Annotated in this window: 18 protein-coding genes; 8 read left to right on the top strand and 10 right to left on the bottom strand. The window is 45.8% G+C overall.

What is annotated here, in order from left to right:
• Positions 1 to 3 precede the first annotated feature (3 nt).
• Positions 4 to 1,008, top strand: a complete 1,005-nt coding sequence (locus tag RT717_RS12290) for an ABC transporter ATP-binding protein (RefSeq protein WP_317492038.1) — start codon at positions 4 to 6, stop codon at positions 1,006 to 1,008.
• A gap of 3 nt (positions 1,009 to 1,011) precedes the next feature.
• On the opposite strand, the gene RT717_RS12285 is transcribed toward RT717_RS12290, so the two are convergent.
• On the bottom strand, positions 1,012 to 1,830 hold the full coding sequence (locus RT717_RS12285) for a hypothetical protein (protein WP_317492037.1): 819 nt from the start codon (positions 1,828 to 1,830) through the stop codon (positions 1,012 to 1,014).
• A 584-nt stretch (positions 1,831 to 2,414) separates the two neighbouring features.
• On the opposite strand from RT717_RS12285, the gene RT717_RS12280 reads away from it, so the two are divergent.
• Both RT717_RS12280 and RT717_RS12275 read left to right on the top strand, forming a co-directional pair.
• A complete protein-coding gene (locus tag RT717_RS12280) occupies positions 2,415 to 3,014 on the top strand; it encodes a sigma-70 family RNA polymerase sigma factor (protein ID WP_317492036.1) in 600 nt (199 codons plus the stop codon).
• 139 nt (positions 3,015 to 3,153) lie between these two features.
• Positions 3,154 to 3,927 carry an acyl-CoA desaturase gene (locus tag RT717_RS12275; RefSeq protein WP_317492035.1) on the top strand — a complete coding sequence of 258 codons (774 nt, stop codon included), beginning with the start codon at positions 3,154 to 3,156 and terminating at the stop codon, positions 3,925 to 3,927.
• Positions 3,928 to 4,014: 87 nt separating this feature from the next.
• On the opposite strand, the gene RT717_RS12270 is transcribed toward RT717_RS12275, so the two are convergent.
• The gene (locus tag RT717_RS12270; protein WP_317492034.1) at positions 4,015 to 5,322 is read right to left on the bottom strand and encodes a DEAD/DEAH box helicase; all 1,308 of its coding nucleotides are present in this window, start codon (positions 5,320 to 5,322) and stop codon (positions 4,015 to 4,017) included.
• Positions 5,323 to 5,530: 208 nt separating this feature from the next.
• On the opposite strand from RT717_RS12270, the gene RT717_RS12265 reads away from it, so the two are divergent.
• Positions 5,531 to 6,007 (top strand): DUF6495 family protein, encoded by a 477-nt coding sequence (locus RT717_RS12265; protein WP_317492033.1) that lies wholly within the window; start codon positions 5,531 to 5,533, stop codon positions 6,005 to 6,007.
• On the opposite strand, the gene RT717_RS12260 is transcribed toward RT717_RS12265, so the two are convergent.
• Positions 5,998 to 7,614, bottom strand: coding sequence for an ABC-F family ATP-binding cassette domain-containing protein (locus tag RT717_RS12260; RefSeq protein WP_317492032.1), 1,617 nt, complete (start codon positions 7,612 to 7,614; stop codon positions 5,998 to 6,000). The genes RT717_RS12265 and RT717_RS12260 overlap by 10 nt on opposite strands.
• Before the next feature lie 82 nt (positions 7,615 to 7,696).
• Positions 7,697 to 8,395, bottom strand: coding sequence for a DUF4136 domain-containing protein (locus RT717_RS12255; RefSeq protein ID WP_317492031.1), 699 nt, complete (start codon positions 8,393 to 8,395; stop codon positions 7,697 to 7,699).
• A 41-nt stretch (positions 8,396 to 8,436) separates the two neighbouring features.
• Between RT717_RS12255 and RT717_RS12250 the strand changes: the two genes are divergently transcribed.
• Positions 8,437 to 8,799: a glutaredoxin family protein gene (locus RT717_RS12250; protein WP_317492030.1), complete on the top strand. Its 363-nt coding sequence runs from the start codon at positions 8,437 to 8,439 to the stop codon at positions 8,797 to 8,799.
• Positions 8,800 to 8,811: 12 nt separating this feature from the next.
• Here RT717_RS12250 and RT717_RS12245 read toward each other — a convergent pair whose 3' ends face one another.
• The 4 genes from RT717_RS12245 to RT717_RS12230 form a co-directional block, all read right to left on the bottom strand.
• Positions 8,812 to 9,357: a hypothetical protein gene (locus tag RT717_RS12245; RefSeq protein ID WP_317492029.1), complete on the bottom strand. Its 546-nt coding sequence runs from the start codon at positions 9,355 to 9,357 to the stop codon at positions 8,812 to 8,814.
• A 171-nt stretch (positions 9,358 to 9,528) separates the two neighbouring features.
• Positions 9,529 to 10,065 (bottom strand): hypothetical protein, encoded by a 537-nt coding sequence (locus tag RT717_RS12240; RefSeq protein ID WP_317492028.1) that lies wholly within the window; start codon positions 10,063 to 10,065, stop codon positions 9,529 to 9,531.
• Positions 10,066 to 10,225: 160 nt separating this feature from the next.
• Entirely contained in the window at positions 10,226 to 10,777 is a 552-nt protein-coding gene (locus RT717_RS12235; protein WP_317492027.1) for a hypothetical protein, read from the bottom strand.
• 129 nt (positions 10,778 to 10,906) lie between these two features.
• Complete coding sequence (locus RT717_RS12230) at positions 10,907 to 11,140, bottom strand: DUF3820 family protein (RefSeq protein WP_317492026.1); 234 nt, start codon at positions 11,138 to 11,140, stop codon at positions 10,907 to 10,909.
• A 27-nt stretch (positions 11,141 to 11,167) separates the two neighbouring features.
• Here RT717_RS12230 and RT717_RS12225 point away from each other — a divergent pair, with 27 nt between their 5' ends.
• Positions 11,168 to 11,851, top strand: a complete 684-nt coding sequence (locus RT717_RS12225; protein ID WP_317492025.1) for an MCP four helix bundle domain-containing protein — start codon at positions 11,168 to 11,170, stop codon at positions 11,849 to 11,851.
• Positions 11,852 to 11,853: 2 nt separating this feature from the next.
• On the opposite strand, the gene RT717_RS12220 is transcribed toward RT717_RS12225, so the two are convergent.
• A complete protein-coding gene (locus tag RT717_RS12220; protein WP_317492024.1) occupies positions 11,854 to 14,457 on the bottom strand; it encodes a M1 family metallopeptidase in 2,604 nt (867 codons plus the stop codon).
• 194 nt (positions 14,458 to 14,651) lie between these two features.
• Positions 14,652 to 15,932 carry a PhoPQ-activated pathogenicity-related family protein gene (locus RT717_RS12215; protein ID WP_317492023.1) on the bottom strand — a complete coding sequence of 427 codons (1,281 nt, stop codon included), beginning with the start codon at positions 15,930 to 15,932 and terminating at the stop codon, positions 14,652 to 14,654.
• A gap of 178 nt (positions 15,933 to 16,110) precedes the next feature.
• On the opposite strand from RT717_RS12215, the gene RT717_RS12210 reads away from it, so the two are divergent.
• Entirely contained in the window at positions 16,111 to 17,487 is a 1,377-nt protein-coding gene (locus tag RT717_RS12210; RefSeq protein ID WP_317492022.1) for a metallophosphoesterase family protein, read from the top strand.
• Positions 17,488 to 17,518: 31 nt separating this feature from the next.
• Positions 17,519 to 19,675, top strand: a complete 2,157-nt coding sequence (locus tag RT717_RS12205) for a hypothetical protein (protein ID WP_317492021.1) — start codon at positions 17,519 to 17,521, stop codon at positions 19,673 to 19,675.
• Positions 19,676 to 19,685: the final 10 nt, after the last annotated feature.

The following is a 19,685-nucleotide window of genomic DNA, read 5'->3' as shown; positions in this document are numbered from 1 at the left end:
GGCATGCCTGAAGGTTTGGAAGTCAATACATGTAGTGTAAAGTACCCCGGGGTTGAAACAAGAGCGCTTTCAAAGCTTAGTTTCAAGTTGCCCCGGGGTTCTTTTTTGGTTATCTCTGGCGCCAGCGGATCCGGAAAAACAACATTGTTGCGGTCGATAGCTGGCCTGGTGGATTTAAGCAATGGAAAAATCACATGGGGAGGTAGTCTTATCCAGGGCCCCGCTGACCGGTTAGTCCCTGGCTATAACCATATAAAGCTTATTACCCAGGAATTGGAGCTACAGGAGAAGATGACGGTGAGGGAAAACGTAAGGTATGCTATGAGGGCCTTCAGCGATCCGTACAAATCGGAAAGGGTAGAAGAGCTTATCAAAATCTGCCGACTAAGAGACCTGGAAGAGCGTAGACCGGATCAGCTATCAGGTGGGCAGAGACAAAGAGTGGTGTGGGCTGTTAACCTGGCTGATGAACCAGAGCTGCTGCTACTGGATGAACCGTTCAGTCACCTTGATGTAATGCTTAAGAGCGAGATGACGACTGTTTTGAAGGAGATTCATCGGGAACTCCGCATTACCGTTATTATGGTTACACACGACCCGGCAGAAGCACTTTCTCTGGCGGACAAGATTCTTCTTTTAAGGCTGGGCAAAATGGACATGCTGGCGACCCCAAAGACAATGTACAACCAGCCAGCCACGGCCTATGGAGCTGCTTTTTTCGGAGAGGCAAACATCTTTACCAGAAAAAACCTGGAGTCAATGGGGGTGAAGTCCAGTGAAGCAAACGGCAAGTGGATGGTTCGGCCGGAAGATGTGGTGTTAGAGGCTGACGGAAGAGGGGTGGAAGCTACGGTAACTGACGTACAATTCCGGGGTTTTTATTATATGATTCATTTGAGTACATCTCAGCATGTAGAGATAAAGGCCATTTGTAACAGAGCTTTGAAAACAGGTTCCAAATGGCTCGTGAGATGGCCTGTTTCCAAGCTTCATCATCTAAAAAAATAACTATTAATTGCCTTTGTTGTCGATCTCGGCTGTTTCAGGCTTTTGAAATAAGGTGGCATCCGGAGCTCCTTCCTGAAAGGACACATCTGTTATTAAAGTAGCGCCTCGTTTGTCTCCGAGAGAATCGTTTTCCCATTTGTAGGAAGTCCATTTTTTAGGAATCTTTAAGCCATTGACCGTTTGCCATTCATCGTAAACCATGGCGTTGAATTTGCTGGCATTAGCAGCATCAAAATACGTAACAGAGTAGTTGATCATGCCAAGCAAATGATCTGACTTTCTGAACCATAGGATATATTGATCGTCAGGCGACTCACCCACACTATCCCCAAAAGAAATACTGATCCTGCTGTAAGCCACTCCATTAAATGTGATGTCTGGTAAAGCGGTGTAATTCACCCCTGGGTCGGCGACCACGAAAGGAAGGGAAAAGAAATAGAATACAAGATTATGGTAAAAAGTTGCTGACGAACCTGGGTAGGCTGCCAGGTTTGGGCTAACCCAAACATCTTGCCCATCAAAGCCCATTGTGAAAGTGCTGTCTGTAGTGATGAGTACTTTTCTGCTATTAAGGTCTATCAAATGGTCTTCCGGAATATTTTTGGAGGCCACTGTATAATTCAGTGTGCCGTATGTCGCCCATTTCTGAAGGCCACCATGGGCCTTAAGGCCTTCCTGAAGCGCAGGAGGCATTTGCTGAATGCGTGCATTGATTGATTCGTCGCTCGAAGACGGACTCTTTTTTTCGTCGCAGGATACAGCGAGAATTGAAACCCAAATACCGAGGGCCAGTGTGGTTGCTTTATTGATGGCTATGTACATGAAGCAAAGCTAGGTTGAAACCTGGATTGAGAAAGTAAACCAGAAGACAAATGTGGATATCATGTTGATATAGTCGTGAACAACATGAACTCAGGTGTTGATAATTCCGTGCATAAGTTGTTGAAAAGTAGGTTCTTACGCAGTTGCGTTTGCAAATTTTTATATGGAAATTGAATACATCAAGTGAGAGATAGTTTGCTGAGCCAGCAGGGCTCAGGGAAGAAAAAGGAAAGCCGAGAGATCGGCGTACTTTGAATCTTGTCGAGCGTAGTGCCACCCAGGTGACGTTGCGATTGAGGCGAATGAACAATAGCTTGACGTTTTTCACTGGTTAAGGCTGGTGAAAAATGAAACGGGCAGCGGATGACTAATCCCTGCCCGTTTTGCTTTTTTGGCCAGGTTGCTAAGCCCCTCGCCGGTAGCTAATTATCATTTTCTCTATCTCATCGCAATTCAGTCTCGCCAAATGCGACACAAAATTGCACTTTATTGGTCCTTCGATTGTTTAAAGGTTAAATAATCGAAAACAAATAGTGCGAACTAAAGGTATTGACTTTACCTTTGTATACAATTTGAGAATTATAGTGAATCAGACTCAAACGATAACGCTTTATCAACCCTTGCTTCACAGGCTCGCCTTGAAGATGGTAGGCTCATGGCAAGATGCCGAGGACATTGTTCAGGACACCTTTTTGAAGTGGTTGACACTCGATCAGGAGAAGATAAAAAACACAAAGGCCTATTTGATTAAGTCGGTAACCAATAGCTGCATCAATCATCTTAATTCAATCAAACGAAAGAAGAACGAATACCTTGATGCCATTAATCCAAAGGAATTTGTTGAGAAGCTGGATCTTTCTCATATCGACATAGAGCACGAAATTTCTACTGCTTTAGCAATGTTGCATAAAAAGCTGGAGCCTGTCGAGAGAGCGGTGTACCTGTTGAGGGAGGTGTTCAATATTGAGTACGACGAACTTCAGCAGATTGTCAATAAAAAGAAAGAGAACTGTCGCCAGTTGTTTTCCAGAGCTAAGGAGAAGCTGGCAATAGATACCAGCAAGATAAGTTTCGATATGGTAAACTCAGCCCAGCTTATCGAAAGCTTCAAGAAGGCCTGCTCATTTGGGGAGCCCAAAGAGCTCATTGAGGATTTGAGGCTTGAGATCAGCCAAAAGGCTTAGTTGGCCAGGTAAATGGCTATGTTGCCATTACGAAAAAAAATATTTTATTAATTCTGTCACAAATTAAATTTGACTTTGTCTTAAGGGAATAGATCATAAACAGGTCAAATCTAAACCGTAAAAAAATACTACTAACAAGATGGAAGTTATCATACCCTTTTTTATTGCCCAGTGGTACTTGTCATTGTTCTTTCAAACGTTCTTTCTACATCGGTATGCAGCGCACGGTGCGTTTACGATGAGTAAGTTCACAGAGAAAGTATTCTTTGTACTTACCTGGATATTTCAGGGGTCAAATTACTTGAGCCCTTACGGCTATGGCGTAATGCACAGGATGCACCACGCTTTTGCCGACACCGAAAATGATCCTCACTCTCCAAAGTATGATGAGACCATTTTCAAGATGATGTGGAAAACAAAAACCATTTACTCTGATATTGCCAGTGGAAGAGTAGTGCCCGAGAAGAGATTCACTGAAGGAGTTGCAAAATGGGATGCCTTTGATAAATTCGCTCGTTCATGGTACTCAAGAGTGTTTTGGGGTGCATTGTATGTAGGAGTGTACTATTTGTATGCTGATGCATGGTGGTTGTGGCTGTTTCTGCCACTGCAGTTCATTCTGTCGCCTATTCATGGAGCGATTATCAACTGGTTTGCTCATAAATACGGATACAGAAATTTCGAGGTTGGTGATACCTCCCGGAATTTCTTGCCTGTAGACTTCCTCATGATGGGCGAAAGCTATCACAATAACCATCATAAGTATGGTAACCGTGCAAATTTTGGTGGCATTCGCTGGCATGAAATAGATCCAACTTACTATATTATCAAGCTGCTTGATAAAATGGGTGTAATAGAGATCAAACCTCACAAGGCGGTATCACTTGCCGACGCCAAAAAGGCAGCTGCTTAAGTCATATTCATTATATCTGCAAAAGAAAGGCCCGCTGCGAAGCGGGCCTTTCTGTTTTTATTCACTGTTTTCGGTTTCGTACTTTTTCTAAAGTACCGTGACCCTGACCTTTACCTTCTTTATTTTTTCTCCACTCACTTTGATGGCTGTTTTTACAGCTTTCTCTCTATTTACAGCGGCATAGGCAGCCTTGTCGGTTACGTCTATCAAGCCGATGTCTCCCTTTTCCAAAAGACCTTTTTTGAAGAGCAGACCAACAATATCTACTTTATTGATTTTATCCTTTTTACCGGCTGAGAACTCAAGTGTTGACCAGGCGGGGGCTGGAGGAGTAAGCAGCGTTTCCGGCAAATTTACTAGTTGGGGCTTTTTGACCAGGTACTTTGGTGGCTTCTCCGACTGAAGCAGCAAGAGGTAAGAGCTGCCCGAAGCATTCATTCTGGCTGTTCTGCCATTCCGGTGGATGAAGGCTTCCTGCGTTTGAGGAAGCTGGTAGTGTATCACGTTTTCGATTTCGGCGATGTCAAGCCCTCTGGCCGCCAAATCTGTAGCGAGCAACACGTTGACACTGCCGTTGCGAAACTGCGCCAATACCTTTTCACGGGCATCCTGCTCCAGCTTTCCATGATAAGTTCTGTGTTCAACGCCCTTTACAGATAACAACTCACCGATCCTGTCAACAGCTTCTCTGTGGTTACAAAAGATCAAACTTTTCTTGCTGCCCAGAAGGCATAGGAGTTTGAAGAGGGCATCAAGCTTGTCGTTTCCCTCGGCCACTACCATTTTTTGATCCAATTTACTTTCCTTATTCTCATACCTGGTGGTAAAGTCCAGCGTGTATGGTGCCGCCATTTTAAGAAAAGAAGGGATTTTGACAGCCTGCGTGGCAGAAGTTAGAAACCTTGTTCTAAGGTTGGTGAGATGTTCAAGTATGCTTGACATTTCACCACCGAAACCCATTTCGAGTGACTTGTCGAACTCATCCAGGATAAGGTGCTTAATGCTCTTTGTTTCGAAAGCCTCTTTAGTGATCAAGTCGAGCAGCCGCCCGGGCGTGCCGATAGCAATGGCTGGGGGGTTGCTGAGGTTGTTCAGCTCTGTTCTGAGTGAATGGCCTCCATAGAAACTATTGACACGGAAGCCGCTACCCATTCCCCTGGCTACCTGTTCGATTTGGATAGCAAGCTCCCTCGAAGGTGCGATGATTAGTGCTTGCATCCCCTGCTGATCCTTTACCAGACGTGGGAGAAGGGAAAGTAGGAAAGCCAGGGTTTTGCCAGAGCCCGTGGGAGAAAGCAAGATGAGCTCTTTTTCTTTTCCAGCGGCCTTTATTGTAGCCTCCTGCATTTCGTTGAGCTTAGAAATGCCCAGATTGCTTAAGTATTGATCGATCATTTTGAGATTCTTGAGCACAAAGGTAGTTGATATAAAGCTTAGTTGCGGCTTTTCCTGTGCACATTGATAAGCAAGCCGACAACCTGATCTCAATGTTAGCAGCACAGAACGTAATTGTGATAACGTTGCTGCATGGAAATTGAACCAACTAATTTCTAGTGCTATTTTTGGTGCCACGAAACGGTTTTGAGCCTTATCTTTGCCACCTATGGCAAAGTACCGTACCCTGACAAGGGAAGAACTGACAGCACTTGAAAAGGAGTTTATTGACTATTTGATCGTCAATGGCATTGCCGCTGACGACTGGGAGAAGTTGAAGAAGGAAACTCCCGCCAAGGCCGACAAAATAGTGGATTTGTTCAGCGACGTGGTTTTCGAAGACGTATTGAGAAAAACTGAGTTTTTGGAAATCAGAACAAGGTCTCACGTAATGACCTATCAATGTCTCCAGGAGAAAATTGTTCTTTGCGGAATGCAAGGGGGCGAGGCGGCCGATTTTACCGATCCGGCTTTTTTGCAAAAAGCGTTGGCCAGTCCCCCGTCGGATATTGAGCTATTCACCTCCGAAAAGCATTACAACACAGTACGTGAAGAGGAGCTTTTCCTCATGATGAGCAATGGTCACCTCGTCTCAGACGGAAAGCTCTTCAAAACACTGGCCCTGGTTATAGCCGATCAGGCATAGAGTTCTTCTCTCTGCGCAGTAATCTTTTCGTTTTCCACGTACTCATCGTAAGTCATTAGCTTATCAAGGCAACCATTTGGCGTTAGCTCTATGATCCTATTGGCAATTGTTTGCGTAAACTGATGGTCATGAGAGGTGAAAAGCACCGTGCCCGGAAAATCTGCCAGGGCGTTGTTGAATGCTTGAATGGATTCCAAATCAAGGTGATTGGTGGGTTCGTCCAGGATCAGCACATTGCCCTGGGCCAGCATCATTTTGCTGATCATACAACGCACCTTTTCGCCACCGGAAAGCACACTTGCTTTTTTAAAGACTTCTTCGCCGGAGAAAAGCATCTTTCCGAGGAAGCCTCTGATGAATACCTCGTCTTTTTCTCCCTCTGAAAACTGGCGCAGCCAATCGATCAGGTTGTCACTTGTATTAAAGAACTTGTCGTTTTCATTAGGCAGATAGGCCGTTGTAATGGTTTGGCCAAACTTGAACTCGCCTTTGGTAGGCTTCAGTTCCCCCATAAGCACTTTAAAGAATGCTGAAATGGCCATACTGTCCTTGCTAAGGACCGCTATTTTATCCCCCTTATTAACAAACAAATCCAGCCCGGAGAAGAAATTGACTCCGTCGGCAGAATAGCCAAGGTTTTTCACCTCCAGAATTTGGTCACCAGCTTGGCGGCTTTGATTGAATATAATGGCTGGGTATCGCCTGGTGGAGGGCTGAATGTCGTCGATATTGATTTTTTCGAGCAGTTTCCTCCGACTGGTGGCCTGCTTCGACTTGGAAGCATTGGCACTAAAACGAGCGATGAAATCCTGCAACTCTTTCTTTTTCTCTTCAGCTTTCTTGTTGGCAGACCCTCTTTGCTGAAGGGCTAGCTGGCTGGATTCGTACCAGAAGCTATAGTTACCAGTGTATAACTTTACCTGGCTGAAGTCAATGTCAACCACATGAGTACACACGGTGTCCAAAAAGTGTCTGTCGTGAGAAACCACGATGACTGTGTTCTTGAATTCCAGAAGAAAGTCCTCCAGCCACGACACGGTGCGGATGTCGAGGTCGTTGGTAGGTTCGTCAAGAATAAGCACGTCGGGATTACCGAACAGGGCTTGTGCAAGCAACACCCTTACTTTCAGGTTGCCTGGCAATTCCTTCATCAGCTTATAGTGGTCGGCTTCTACGATGCCAAGGCCACTGAGCATGGCAGCAGCGTCCGATTCTGCGTTCCAGCCATCCATTTCTGCAAACTCCGCCTCCAGCTCGGAAGCTTTGATGCCATCTTCCTCTGAAAAATCAGGCTTTGCATAAATGGCGTCTTTTTCCTTTATGATTGTCCAAAGCTTTTTGTGCCCCATCATCACCGTTTCAATGACGGGTACCTCGTCAAACTCGAAGTGATTCTGATTCAAAACAGCCATTCTTTTGCCAGGCTCCATGCTTACATGCCCGGCATTTGCGGCCATTTCACCGGATAGAATTTTAAGGAAAGTGGATTTGCCAGCGCCATTGGCACCGATCACACCATAACAGTTGCCCTGAACGAACTTGATATTGACCTCATCAAATAATACACGCTTTCCGAACTGGAGAGAGACGTTAGAAACAGAAATCATAAATGGAATTTTTGCAATTGAAGCCGCAAAGGTAGGGAAAGAATAGTATTTAACTAAACACTTGCGCCATGATACTTTATTATCACCTTTTCTTCTTTTTTCCTTCGACCTCTACTTTTTTATTACTGCCGGCCAGGTAGGGGTAGTCGCTGAAGATTCGTTCGACAGCATCAGGTATGATGCTGTCTTTCTTTTTGGAATTACGTGTGTAGCGAAGGTCGAGACTACCTTGCCACACGGTTTTGCCTGTGGCGGCGTCCTTCATCTCCACAATAACAATGCTTTCGGTGTAGTTGGTCTGCGACACATTGTAATAGTTTCCATAGTACCACGGATTATAGTAGTAAGGGCTTCTATTTACATTTGTATCCCGTTGTCGGCTTGAAACGATATCGTAGCTTACCTCCAGGTCAGGAGAATAGGTGAGGTCATAGCCTCTCTTTTTCATCTCGGAATTAATGGCGTTTTCGAAGCTGGCGATGAATTGCTTGCCTTCAGGTGTCAGGTCCTTGTTATCGGCCATTGGCCGCTTAAGAGTGTACTCCTCAAATTTTCCAAAGTTTGTTCTGGGGTTCTCGAAAGACACCACCTTTACCGAACAGCCAAAGTAAATGGCAGATAGTAAAAGAAACAGACTGATCTTTTGCATCATTTTGATTGTATCGTCAGCGTTAATATACAAGGCTTTTACCGGGCATTGCAAATGAATAATGAAATGATGACACGTGTTGGCCAAAACGAGTTGCAACCCATCGTGTAAAGCTCTTCTTACTATGTACAAAAGCAGTATGGATAAAGATAAAAAATCCGTAAGATTGGGCTATGAAAAATAACATTACAGCGATTTCCATCCTTTCGGTATTTGTCTTATTGCTTTCGTGCGGACCAGTTACGAAGGATACTTCTGAAAACAAGGCAGCTGAAAGTGCCAATCAAAAGCAAATGATTGTTTATGGAGTTAATACATGTGATCACTGTATTAATTTCCGAAAGAAGATGGATTCCCTCAACATAAAATATACTTTTTATGATGTGGATGCCGATCAGGATAAGGCAGATGAGATGCTGAGAAAGCTTGAAGCAGCCAGATTTATGGGAAACATCTCATTGCCGGTAGTCGACATTGAAGGTAGGGTACTAGTTAGCCCAGAGCTGCCACAGGTATTAGCGTTTGTGAAGCGATAGAGGAAGGACTACTCAATCAATGTGCAAGTGGTGGATGTGATCATTAATATGATCCATTAGTTTCGTAATATTTTTTACATACTTGTCGAGAGTAGCCTCCAGCAAAATTACCTGACTGTCGTACGAGTTCATGCCGATGTCGTTTCTTAGCTCATCTGAATTCCTCTCAAGAGACCGTTGATCAGAGCATTCCTCCGACAGTGTTTTTGAAAAGTTGGCGGCTTTGTACGTCGTTTCAAATGCCTCAATTTGATGAATTACTTTCTTAATTTCATGGTTGTTGCTGAACCTGGCCTTTACAGCTAGTCTTTCATACAAAAGGCTATCGTAATGGTGGATGCCGTTGAGGGTCTCTGCTACATTGCTCCTGAAGGAGTGGTCTGTGCAATACTTTTTAAGTCCGTCGTACGTCCTGAGGTCGTAAGAGATCAAAGCCCATTGTTTAGTAAGGTCGTTGAATTTACTGACCAGAAGGGCACTTTCATTTTGGTCACCAGTGGCGTATGTACTTCCCGCCAAAAAGAGGCAGGAAACGGCAAGAGCGAGACGTCTGAGCATAGTATATGTTTAGTTGTGGCAATGGCAATGCCTTTGTAAACAAACTAATACAGAACATGTGGTAGTGTTGCAGGAATACAACAAATGTAGGGAACGGAATTGGTGCTCAAATATTGGCGAGCTGACAATTTTGGAAAATTACGTATTTTCCACATCGGATTCCTGGCCCACTCAATCTGCGTCGAGGTGATGGAAATGATCTTCTATGTTTTCCATGATTTTGTTGATCCGGTCAACGTGCTTTTTTAAGAAGACTTCTGTAACTACAACCTGATTGTCGAAGGAGTGAGCGCCAAAATAGTTTTTTACCTTTTTGTACTCTCTTTCGAGCTGTCTTTGGTTGTGGCACTCGCTGTACAATGTCTTCGACAGCGAGAGGGCATTTAGCTTGTGCTCCAAATGGCCGATTTGTCTCAATGTCTTTTTCAATTCTTTGCTTGGGTCTTCCTTCATCATCGAAGAAACACGAATATAAAGAGCGCTATCGTAGGCGTGGATCTCTTTTAATACGCTTTTCACTTCATCTTGAAAGGTGGGATCGCCGCAGTATTTTGACAAACCTCTGTAGGTTACAAGCTTATCTGAGACAAAATACCACTTGTGGGTTAGTTCTTTAAAGTCTTTGAAAATTCCGTTTTCACCGTCGTTTGCCTGCAACGGTAGAAGCGGAGCGGCCGCAGCAATTAGGACAAGCAAATATTTTTTCATCTATATCTAGTTTTAAAACAGCCATGGATTCGCCAGGTGAATTAACTAGAACAGGCCTCGGTTGGTAGGGTGCAGGAATATTCAAATATACGACAGGCAGGGCGCCAGGTTAACCGAAAAAGGGGCGGATTTTAGAAATTACGTATTTGCCACATGGCGGCTATTCAAGATGCAAATGGTGGATATGCTCCTCAATATGATCCATTAACTTGGTAATGTGTTCGACATACCTGTTAAGATCAGCTTCCAGAACAAGCACTTGCCCATCGTAAGAGTTCATGCCAATATCATTTCTGGTTTCTTTGTAGTCTTTCTCAATTTCTCTGCGGCCGACACATTCATCGTGAAGTTTCTTCAGAAAGCTGGGGCCTTTGTACTCAGTTTCAAACTCTTCTATTTGCTTGAGGGTCTTTTTGAGCTCTGAACTCTTGTCGTACCGTGCTTTCTTTGCAAGCGTTTGGTAGAGCAATGTGTCATAGTGGTGAATTTCTTCGAGTGTCTTGATTACATTGTCCTGGTAGGGCTTGTCAGTGCAATATTTGTCCAGACCTTCGTATTTGCCCAGTTCAAGAGATAGCAAATCCCACTGTAGAACCAATTGATCAAATTTCTTGACTATGCTTACACTGTCAGACGACTGCGCCGACAGATTAGTAACACAACTACATGCAAGAATTGATATCAGGGTTAATTGAACAATTCTTAATTTCATACACAAAAATAATTTACACACCTAACGCAATTATTAAGCCAATTGACATTGTAAATATAAGAAATCTTGGTTGTTTTTGTATTTAATAAGTGCAACGGCGCCGTTTGGGGGTTTAACGGCTTCAGTAACCTATGGGTTTCTGTGGATTTTTTTTAGTTGACTGAGCAGGTCGGTCAGCCCATTGAGCCGAATTTCATACATAGTAGAAAGCATCATACCAAGCCTCCCCTGCGGAAAGCCGACGCTCTTGAACCACTCAAGGTAGTTTTCGGGTAGGTCACATATTAAAACATTCTTGTATTTGCCGAACGGCATTTTTGTCTTAACTATGTCGGACAGGATGCTGGGATCAGGTGTATTCATGTTAATAGCATTTTAAAAAACTATGAGATGAGGTGGGCTTTCAAAATAGGTAACCAAATGCGGATTTCGGTCATATTAGCAATAATAGTTGCCTTGCTTGTGATAAGCAACCTGGTAATGCAAAGAGACATAGACAGCATGGACAGGTCATTCACCTCCATTTATAATGACAGGCTTATGTCGGCAACTGAATTTTTCTATATCACAGAAACTCTTTATCAAAAGCGGTTGATTCTTGAAAAGAACGTATTGGAAATAAGCATTGAGAAAGCGGATTTGACCGAGAAGCTCGATAGCTATGATAGTAGAATTGACTCACTGGTGACTGAAATAGAAAAAACCTATTTTGTACTGGATGAGGCCAGCCTTTTAAGTGAGTTTAAGGAAAGAAGGGAGGCTTACGACCAACTCGAGAACAAGGTGATAAACCTGGCGTACGCAAATGATTCAAGGCAGGCACTGGCAGCGCTGGAAAACGAAGGAGGGGATCGCTTCAATGCTATGCTGAGTGACCTGCATCTACTAACAGAAATTCAATCGAACAATGGCCGAGAGTTACTCAACGACTCTCACCATATTAAAGCAAGTGTTCATATGCTCACATTTTTAGAGGTAGGAGTGGCTATTGTGCTCAGCTTACTTGTTCACGTGATTCTATTAACAACAAGAACAGTGCAAAGAAAGAGCAATCAGCCCTTTCATCTTAATTAAGATCAGAGATTTGATTGACTCTTCAGCAGCCTGCTGGCCCTTTTCAGGTCGTCGGTTGCTTGCAATATCTTTCCTTTCAGTTTCATGGGATAATTGGGGTGGGCCAAAAGAAAGGTGTTGACGATCGATGCGGCTTCGTCACTTTGGTAGGCTCCGAAAGTAGCGCTTAGCCAGGCGGTCGGGAAAAATATATCACCAGTAGCCTGTATGTCAGAAAGCAGCTCAAGGCTCTCCTTCAAGTAGCCGATAGAGACATGCTGCCTTTCCGGATGATGCAGGTAAGATACTGCGGTGCTCACCCACGATTCTTTTTCCCTGTTTTCGGCTAGTTTCAAGGTTTCAAAAAAAGTGTTGCGGGTTGCGGTGTCGCTTGATAGTGCGGGAAGAAGAAATTCCCAACGTTTTTTCCGATCGCCATTATTAATTCTTGTAAGCTGTTGCTGTTGAATTTCGACAGATTTTGGGTGACTCAGCAGGCTGAGCGTGGCTGCCAGGCCGGTGTAGTCGTCCTCAGATAGCCTAACCTCCTTTGGCGGCGCTTCCGACTTCCAAATGCTATAAAGCTTTTCTATTGCTTTTTCTGAGGTGGCTATCTCCTGGAATGTTCCGAATAGCATCTTCTTAATGCTGGCCGAAGGAGCTTGTTCCATTGCTGTCCAAACGTCGCTTTCCAATGATTGGCTGATCAGCTTCCTGTTTGATGGGGTAATAAACTGCCAATAGGTCGCACTTAACTGGCTGGTAAGTTGCCGAACCGAAAGCTCTTCCGTTTCCTGAGAAAGCAGGGCAGTATTCAGTGCTAGCAGCTCGGTGGGCGTAATGCCGTCGCCATTGAGCATGTTTTCGTAATTGTTGATATAGGCCGATGCCCTGGCAACCGGGTCGTTCCATGTGCCGATGTAAGGAAGCATGGCCGAGTCGATTGGGAACACACCGTACCCTTCGCCAGAGGTGTTGAAAACAATATAATTTGGCTTAGGCCTGCCTGTTGCCTGGCTGACGTCCGCTACCGCACGGTAGTTAAGCGCAGGCACCTGAATGAGGCTGTCGCTATAGCTCAGGCCGACTTTGAAGTATTGCGACCAGACTTTATCACTGGAGGATGGCGTATTCGTTTTTTCTTCCTTTTGAGAGATGGTTAAGGCCGTTATCAAGCCTTCATTGGTCTTCATGTCATAACTAAAAACGGGCCTGAATGGCTCTTCTACCCACACTTTATTCCATGCCAGCAGGTCTTCATCGGTTAGTTGATCCAGTATATTGATCAAGTCAGTCCAGGTCGCATTTGAAAAGGCAAACTCAGACAAGTACTGCTGCAGACCTCGTTGGAACTCCTGTTTTCCCATCAGCATTTCCAGCTGTTTCATCACAATGGGGGCCTTATGATAGATGATGGCTCCGTACATGCTGCCAGCGTCCTTCAGGTTATCAAGCTGCTGCCGCACTGGGTTAGCACCGGGCGTACGGTCCACTGCATAGGCTGCGGGGTAGTGAGCCAGCAGAAATTTGAGGTCGCTACCTGTATCTGGGAACGTTACCTCCGAGACCTTGTCGGCCATGAAGTTGGCAAACACCTCTTTCATCCACACATCGTTGAACCAGTCCATGGTGACCAGGTCTCCAAACCACATGTGAGCCGTTTCGTGCGCAATGAGGTTGGCTCTGCCAATTTTGCGGCTCTGGGTGGCGGTTTTATCCAGGAAAAGAGACGAAGCACGGTACTGAATGGCTCCCACATGCTCCATTCCACCATACTGAAAGTCGGGAATAGCAACAAAGTCGAACTTTTTGAACGGGTAGGGGATGGCCGTATACTCTTCGAGAAAATCGAGGGCTTTGCCGTGCAGGTAAAATATTGTGTCAATGCTTTCGGAAATCTTTTCCTCGTCGGTTTCACGGTGAAAAAGTCTCATGGTGCGGCCATCGACGGTTCGGGTTACCTTTTGAAATTTACCTGCCGCAAAGGCAAACAAGTAGGTGCTAATGGTATCAGAAGGCATAAAGTTAAATGTCTTTCGCTCGCCGGAAATCACCGAATTGGCCAGTGGGCCGTTGGAAAGTGCCTGCCATTGGCCAGGCATGGTGAGACTCAGTTGATAAGAAGCCTTCAGGTTGGGTTGATCGAAGCAGGGGAAGACTGTGCGGGCTCTGTCCGGCACTAACAGTGTATAAAGATATTCGTCGTTGCGGTTGAGGGAGAGGTTGCCTGCAACGAACGTGATTTTGATGCTATTGGAGCCTGGCCTCAATACGCTTTTCGGAACGATGATATGCTCCTCCCGGTGGTCTACAGGAATAGTCGTGCTGTTAACAACCACCTCTAAAATATGATCGGAATCTTCTTTGAAGTCTATCTGGAGGTCAGCGTCGTTCTTACTTAAGTTGAAAGTGATAACCTCTGAGGCAGGGATGTGTTCTGATTTGCCTTCCGGGATGTTGAATGATAGCTGGTAGCCAAGTGCGCTGATAACCGTTTTTCGATAGTTGGCCAGTTTGAGCGATACGCCGGTTTCGACAACTGGCGGCGTGTCAGTGGTGCTGGCACATCCGTACCAAAGTAAGGAGGAAACGAACAGCACTGCCGGACGGAGACTTCGCTTGGTCATGGTTGAGTCTTTTAAGTAAGTAATATTACTAAAAGCCCACAGAGAGGGGAGAACCTTTGGTGTAAATACTAGGTTGCTCTTGCGAAGAGTGTTAGTCTGGGATCCTGCAGGCGTCAGTCGACAAACACTTTTTGAGGGTTTGCAACAAACATCCGGGTACTCTCGGTGAATTCATTTCCCGTTGTGTCTAAATACTACAGGTCAACGTAAAATGCTTTGAAGCCGGAAGCAGGGTAGGCTTCTTTCACTACTACTTCCTTTGCCTTTGATGCATTCAGGCTTTTCCCCACCCATACTTCATCCCTGAAGTCCCGGTCATCGGATGTTGCCAGCCAAAGTGTGGCATCGACCAGTTTTTTTGGCGAAGGAGTGACTGTCAGCACAATTTCTTCTCCCTTAATGTCGATGGTCCAATCACATGCCGGATAAGCTTTCCCATGGGCAGTGAAGCCGAAAAATGCGTTTAATGCTTTAAAACTCTGTGGGTGATCGTCAATGTCGTGGCCGGCATTGGGCACATAGTGGATGAAATTTTGCCCAGGAATGCTGTCGATATAGTGCTTGATAGCATCCACTGGCCAATAGGGGTCGTTGGTGCCAATGAAGATCATCTTGGGCTTGTTGAGCTTTGCCCGGTAGGAGTACGGATCAACCATCGCATTGATTTTTTGCCCTGACTCGGTAGCCGAAGCCTGTGGAATACCCAGGCTCACGTAGTCATTTATTTCGGGACTGTACTCATTCCACGCCTCCAGATGGTATTGCAGGCTTACCGGCATATTAAGCACGTCAATCACCATAGGAGCGATGGCAATTACCCGGTCGTCGTTGGCACCGGTGAGCCAGGTTGTCCAGCCACGTTTGGAAAGCCCCGATAGCACAAATTCGTTCACTGGTTGATGCAGTTGTTCGTTCGAAAACTCCTGTACTGCCTGCATTCCTTTTACCACACTCTTTACCATGGGAAACAACAGGGGCCATGTATAATCACCTGTCTCGGTGAAGTTGTGCAGGGTGTAGGAGATCAACACGTCCTCGGTCTTGTCACCGTACAGCGGCTGATTAGGCACCTGCCGGATAAGAGACACGATGGCGCTATTGGTAGCTGCAATATGGGCCATGGTCTTGGAGAGATCGTCTTGATTGCTTCTCAGGTTGGGCTGGCTGTCTTTGTTTGAACCGCCGGAGATAAACAGGAGGCTTTCAGTTTGGGTCATCTGATCCGGAACAAATACTGTCAACTGATGCTTCCATGTGTACTCCCTCCATTTTTGAGATGTTAAAATGAGTTGGTATCCCCTCACTCCGTCAGTTTCGTAGGTGTCGGTGACCACCCATTCATAGGTTTGGTCGCCGTTGTTTAAATAACTCTCCAGGGCATTGTCCGCAGTAAGGTTGCTCTGGGCAACTACCGAAATGGACAACCCAACAGCGAATAGCAGGAAAAGGGCAAAGAGTGAATATTTCGACGTCATTTTTTGAGAGGTGTCGGTTAAAGGAATGCCAAAACTTAGCCATTTATTCTGAAATTTCTTACGGCAATTTCTACAGCTTCTGTTCCTGTTAACAAATCTTCATCTTCGCAGGAAGAAAAAATAATTACTTTAGAACAGGTAAAAGGCAGAGAAATTATCTTCAACTAACGACATCGCAATGATCATAAGTAAATTGATTCGGTTCGGCTCACTCAGCATTATGACGCTTGTAGCTGTGTTTGGGCTTTTTAGCTGCCAACAAAACAGCGCTGAAGACCACCATGGCCATGAGCATAGTCATCAACACAGCCCAGCCGACAGCCTCCCGAATGCGAAGCTGCTTTTTCCTGGCAACGAACCGGACCGGGTCATTCTTAATCTGACCGAAGATCCTATTCATTCGGTAGCTGTTAATTGGCGCACCTCCACCAAAATCGCCCGAGGTACTGTGGAGGTGGCTGTTGCTTCTGGTGGCCCCGGGTTCAAAGACAGTATTAGAACCATCGCAGCCGCTACAGAACCTCTGACAGTCGCACGGGAAGAAGAACCCGAAATATCAGCCAATTACCATTCAGCAGTTATTAATGAGTTGCTGCCGGGAGGGAAATATGTATACAGGGTGGGCTCCGAGCCTTATTGGTCAGAATGGTACCAGATCGAGATGCCGCAAGAAAATGGCCCGGTTTCTTTTATTTATTTCGGTGATGCGCAAAACGATGTAAAGTCAATGTGGTCGAGGGTGATAAGGGAGGCTTACCAAACCATGCCAAAAGTGGATTTCATGCTCCACGCCGGAGACCTGATCAACAGGCACAACAGAGATGTTGAATGGGGAGAGTGGTTTCATGCCGGCGGTTTTATTCATGCTATGGTGCCGGCGGTGATGACGCCCGGCAACCACGAGTATAAAGACGTGGTGCTTTCGCCGCAATGGCGCCCCCAGTTTAACCTGCCAAAAAATGGCCCCGCCGGCCTTGAGGAAACCTGTTATGTAATTGATTTTCCGCAGATGAAGGTAGTTTCTCTCGATGCCGAACAGATCGACGAATCGGAACACTTCAGAACTCTGCAGGTGCAATGGCTGGATTCTATACTTACCAATAACCCAAAAAAGTGGACGGTGATCACTTTTCACTATCCCGTCTTTTCCACCAAACCTAATCGGGACAATTTGACACTCAGAGAAAGTTTTAAGCCTTTGTTTGATAAACACCGTGTAGACCTGGTGCTACAAGGGCATGATCATGCCTACGGACGGGGAATGGTCAGCAATGTGCCCACAGGTGCAGGCTTGAGGGAAGATCGCTCGGGTACGATGTACGTAGTGTCGGTAAGTGGCCCCAAGATGTATGACATCAGCGATGATAAATGGATGGAGCGAAAGGCTGCCAATACGCAGCTGTTTCAGGTGATAAAAGTGGGAGCAGACACAGCGTCGTACAATGCGTTCACAGCGAAGGGAGAGTTGTATGATGCCTTTGATTTGGTGAAGAAAGCCGGTAAGCCAAATGTACTGATCAACAAGATTCCCAATACTCCGGAAAGGACTGAGTAACTAGCGCTAACACCCTGTTAATACTATTGTTATGAAGCATAGATGCTTTTTTTACTTGCTGGTGGCGACTTTCAGCACCTGGCCGGCAGCCGCACAAATGGCAGACGAGCCCTATATCCAGTTGGTTGGGCATCATTATGATGCGGCTGGTGGTTTTGGTGAAGCCCGACCCAAAAAGGTCGTAGTCGACTACAACAGCATAGTGCATGTTCTCACCGATAAGGGGCTCTTCCGGGACTTCCCTGACTACCAGCTGGCTCCTGATCACACCTACCGGTCGCTGGCCGATAAGGTACCGGTTGACATCACCACGCAAGAGAGCACTGGCATCCTTTTCTATCTGTACAAAGACAAGTTTCTCACCAATGGATACGCAGGTACGCTGGATACAAAGCTTGAGCCAGGGCTGTACAGCCGCATTAGCGTTGGCAAAGACCTGAAAGTGTTGCTGGTGGGTGAGAAGAAGGCCGCTCTTTTTGATGGAAATAAGAAAATAGGAGACTTGACAGTACCGAAAGAGGCAGTAATTGACATCTATGTTGCTAAGGGACAATTCTTAGCACTCACAGCCAAAGCTATTTACAAACTCGAAGGCAAGGCCTGGAAGGTGATGCATGAAGGGCTTGACATGACGTCTTTGGTGTTTAGTGAAAGTAAAATCACTGTCGGGACAAAAAATGGCTACTACACAATCGATGGCCAGGGAAAAAGGGCGACAGACACCGAGTCAAGACTGCCGGTGCCAGCGATAAGAAAGATGTTGCTGACCGGAAACGACGAGCTTTGGTTTTCAACTGCCGACGGAGCTTTTAGAAAAGAGACTGACAGGTATCGATACTTTGCCTCTAAACGATGGCTGGATGTTAACGAAGTGATTGACATGGCGGCGGATGCCAGCGGCAATATCTATCTGCTCACACCCACGGGGCTCAATATGATTGAACAAATGCCCTTTACGCTTGCTGAAAAGACGGAATTCTTTCAGGACCGCATTCGCAAGTACCACATGCGGTACGGCTTTGTCTGTGCGCCACAGTTGCCTGTAGCTTACGATTTAACCTCTGAGGAAATCATTGACCACGACAACGATGGTCTGTGGACGTCCTTTTACCTGGGCAGTCAGGTGTTTCGTTATGCTGTTACTGGCGAAGAGGTGGCTAAACGATATGTTTGGGAATCGTTTGAGGCTTTCGAGCGGCTTTTGACTGTCAATCAGTTGAAGGGCTTCCCTTCCAGGACGTTCGAGCGAGAGGGCTATAAAGTGAATGACCCCGACAGGTGGCGGAAGTCACCAGAGGAAGGCTGGGAGTGGAAGGGCACCACCAGCTCCGATGAATACATCGCCTATCTGTTTGTAGCGTCACTGATGGATCAGTTCATTGCGAAGGCACCGGAGGAAAAGAAAAGGGTAGCCGACTTCATTGATGCCATCATGACCCATATTCTTGATAATGACTACTACTTCGTGGACCTGGATGGCAAACCCACTACCTGGGGTCGTTGGAATCCTGAATATGTGAACATGTACCCGGCGGAGGTGTACGATAGAAAGCTAAACAGTATCCACCTGGTTGCGGGGCTGCAACTGGCCTATGCACTCACCAAAAAAGAGAGCTACAAAACTGAGATGTTCAAAGTGATGAACGAGTTTGGCTATTTCAAAAACATGCTTCCCAGCATGTACGACATGAAAGAACACATTGTGATGTACGATGGACACACCATGGGCGACGGTTGGAACCATTCCGATGACGAAATGGCCTTTCTCACTTACTGGCCTCTTTATCACTATGCACTCAATGATACCCTGAAACAGCATTATGCAGACATTATCACCGACCACTGGAAGGTTGAATTGCCAGAAAGGAATGCACTTTGGAATCTGCTAACTTACGGAACAGCTGGTGATATCAATTTGGAAGATGTGCGCTGGCATTTGCAGGAGTTTGGCCTCGATCAGATGTCGTATGCAGTAAAGAATTCCCATCGAAAAGACCTGGAACTGCTCGAACCCAACTTTCGTGGCCAAACAACAAAGGTGCTGCTAACCCCCGGCGAGCGACGAACGCATCGGCACAATGCGAATCCTTTTGATTTGGATGGCGGGAGTGAAGGCAACTCTGTGTTGGCGGGCGACGAATATTTGTTACCGTATTGGATGGCGAGGTACCTGGGCGTGCTGAAGTAACCTTCTGGAT

It is taken from the genome of Imperialibacter roseus, from assembly GCF_032999765.1.
Taxonomy (GTDB): domain Bacteria; phylum Bacteroidota; class Bacteroidia; order Cytophagales; family Cyclobacteriaceae; genus Imperialibacter; species Imperialibacter roseus.
Note: the sequence above shows the minus strand (reverse complement) of the source record. Positions and strands in the feature narration are given on the sequence as shown.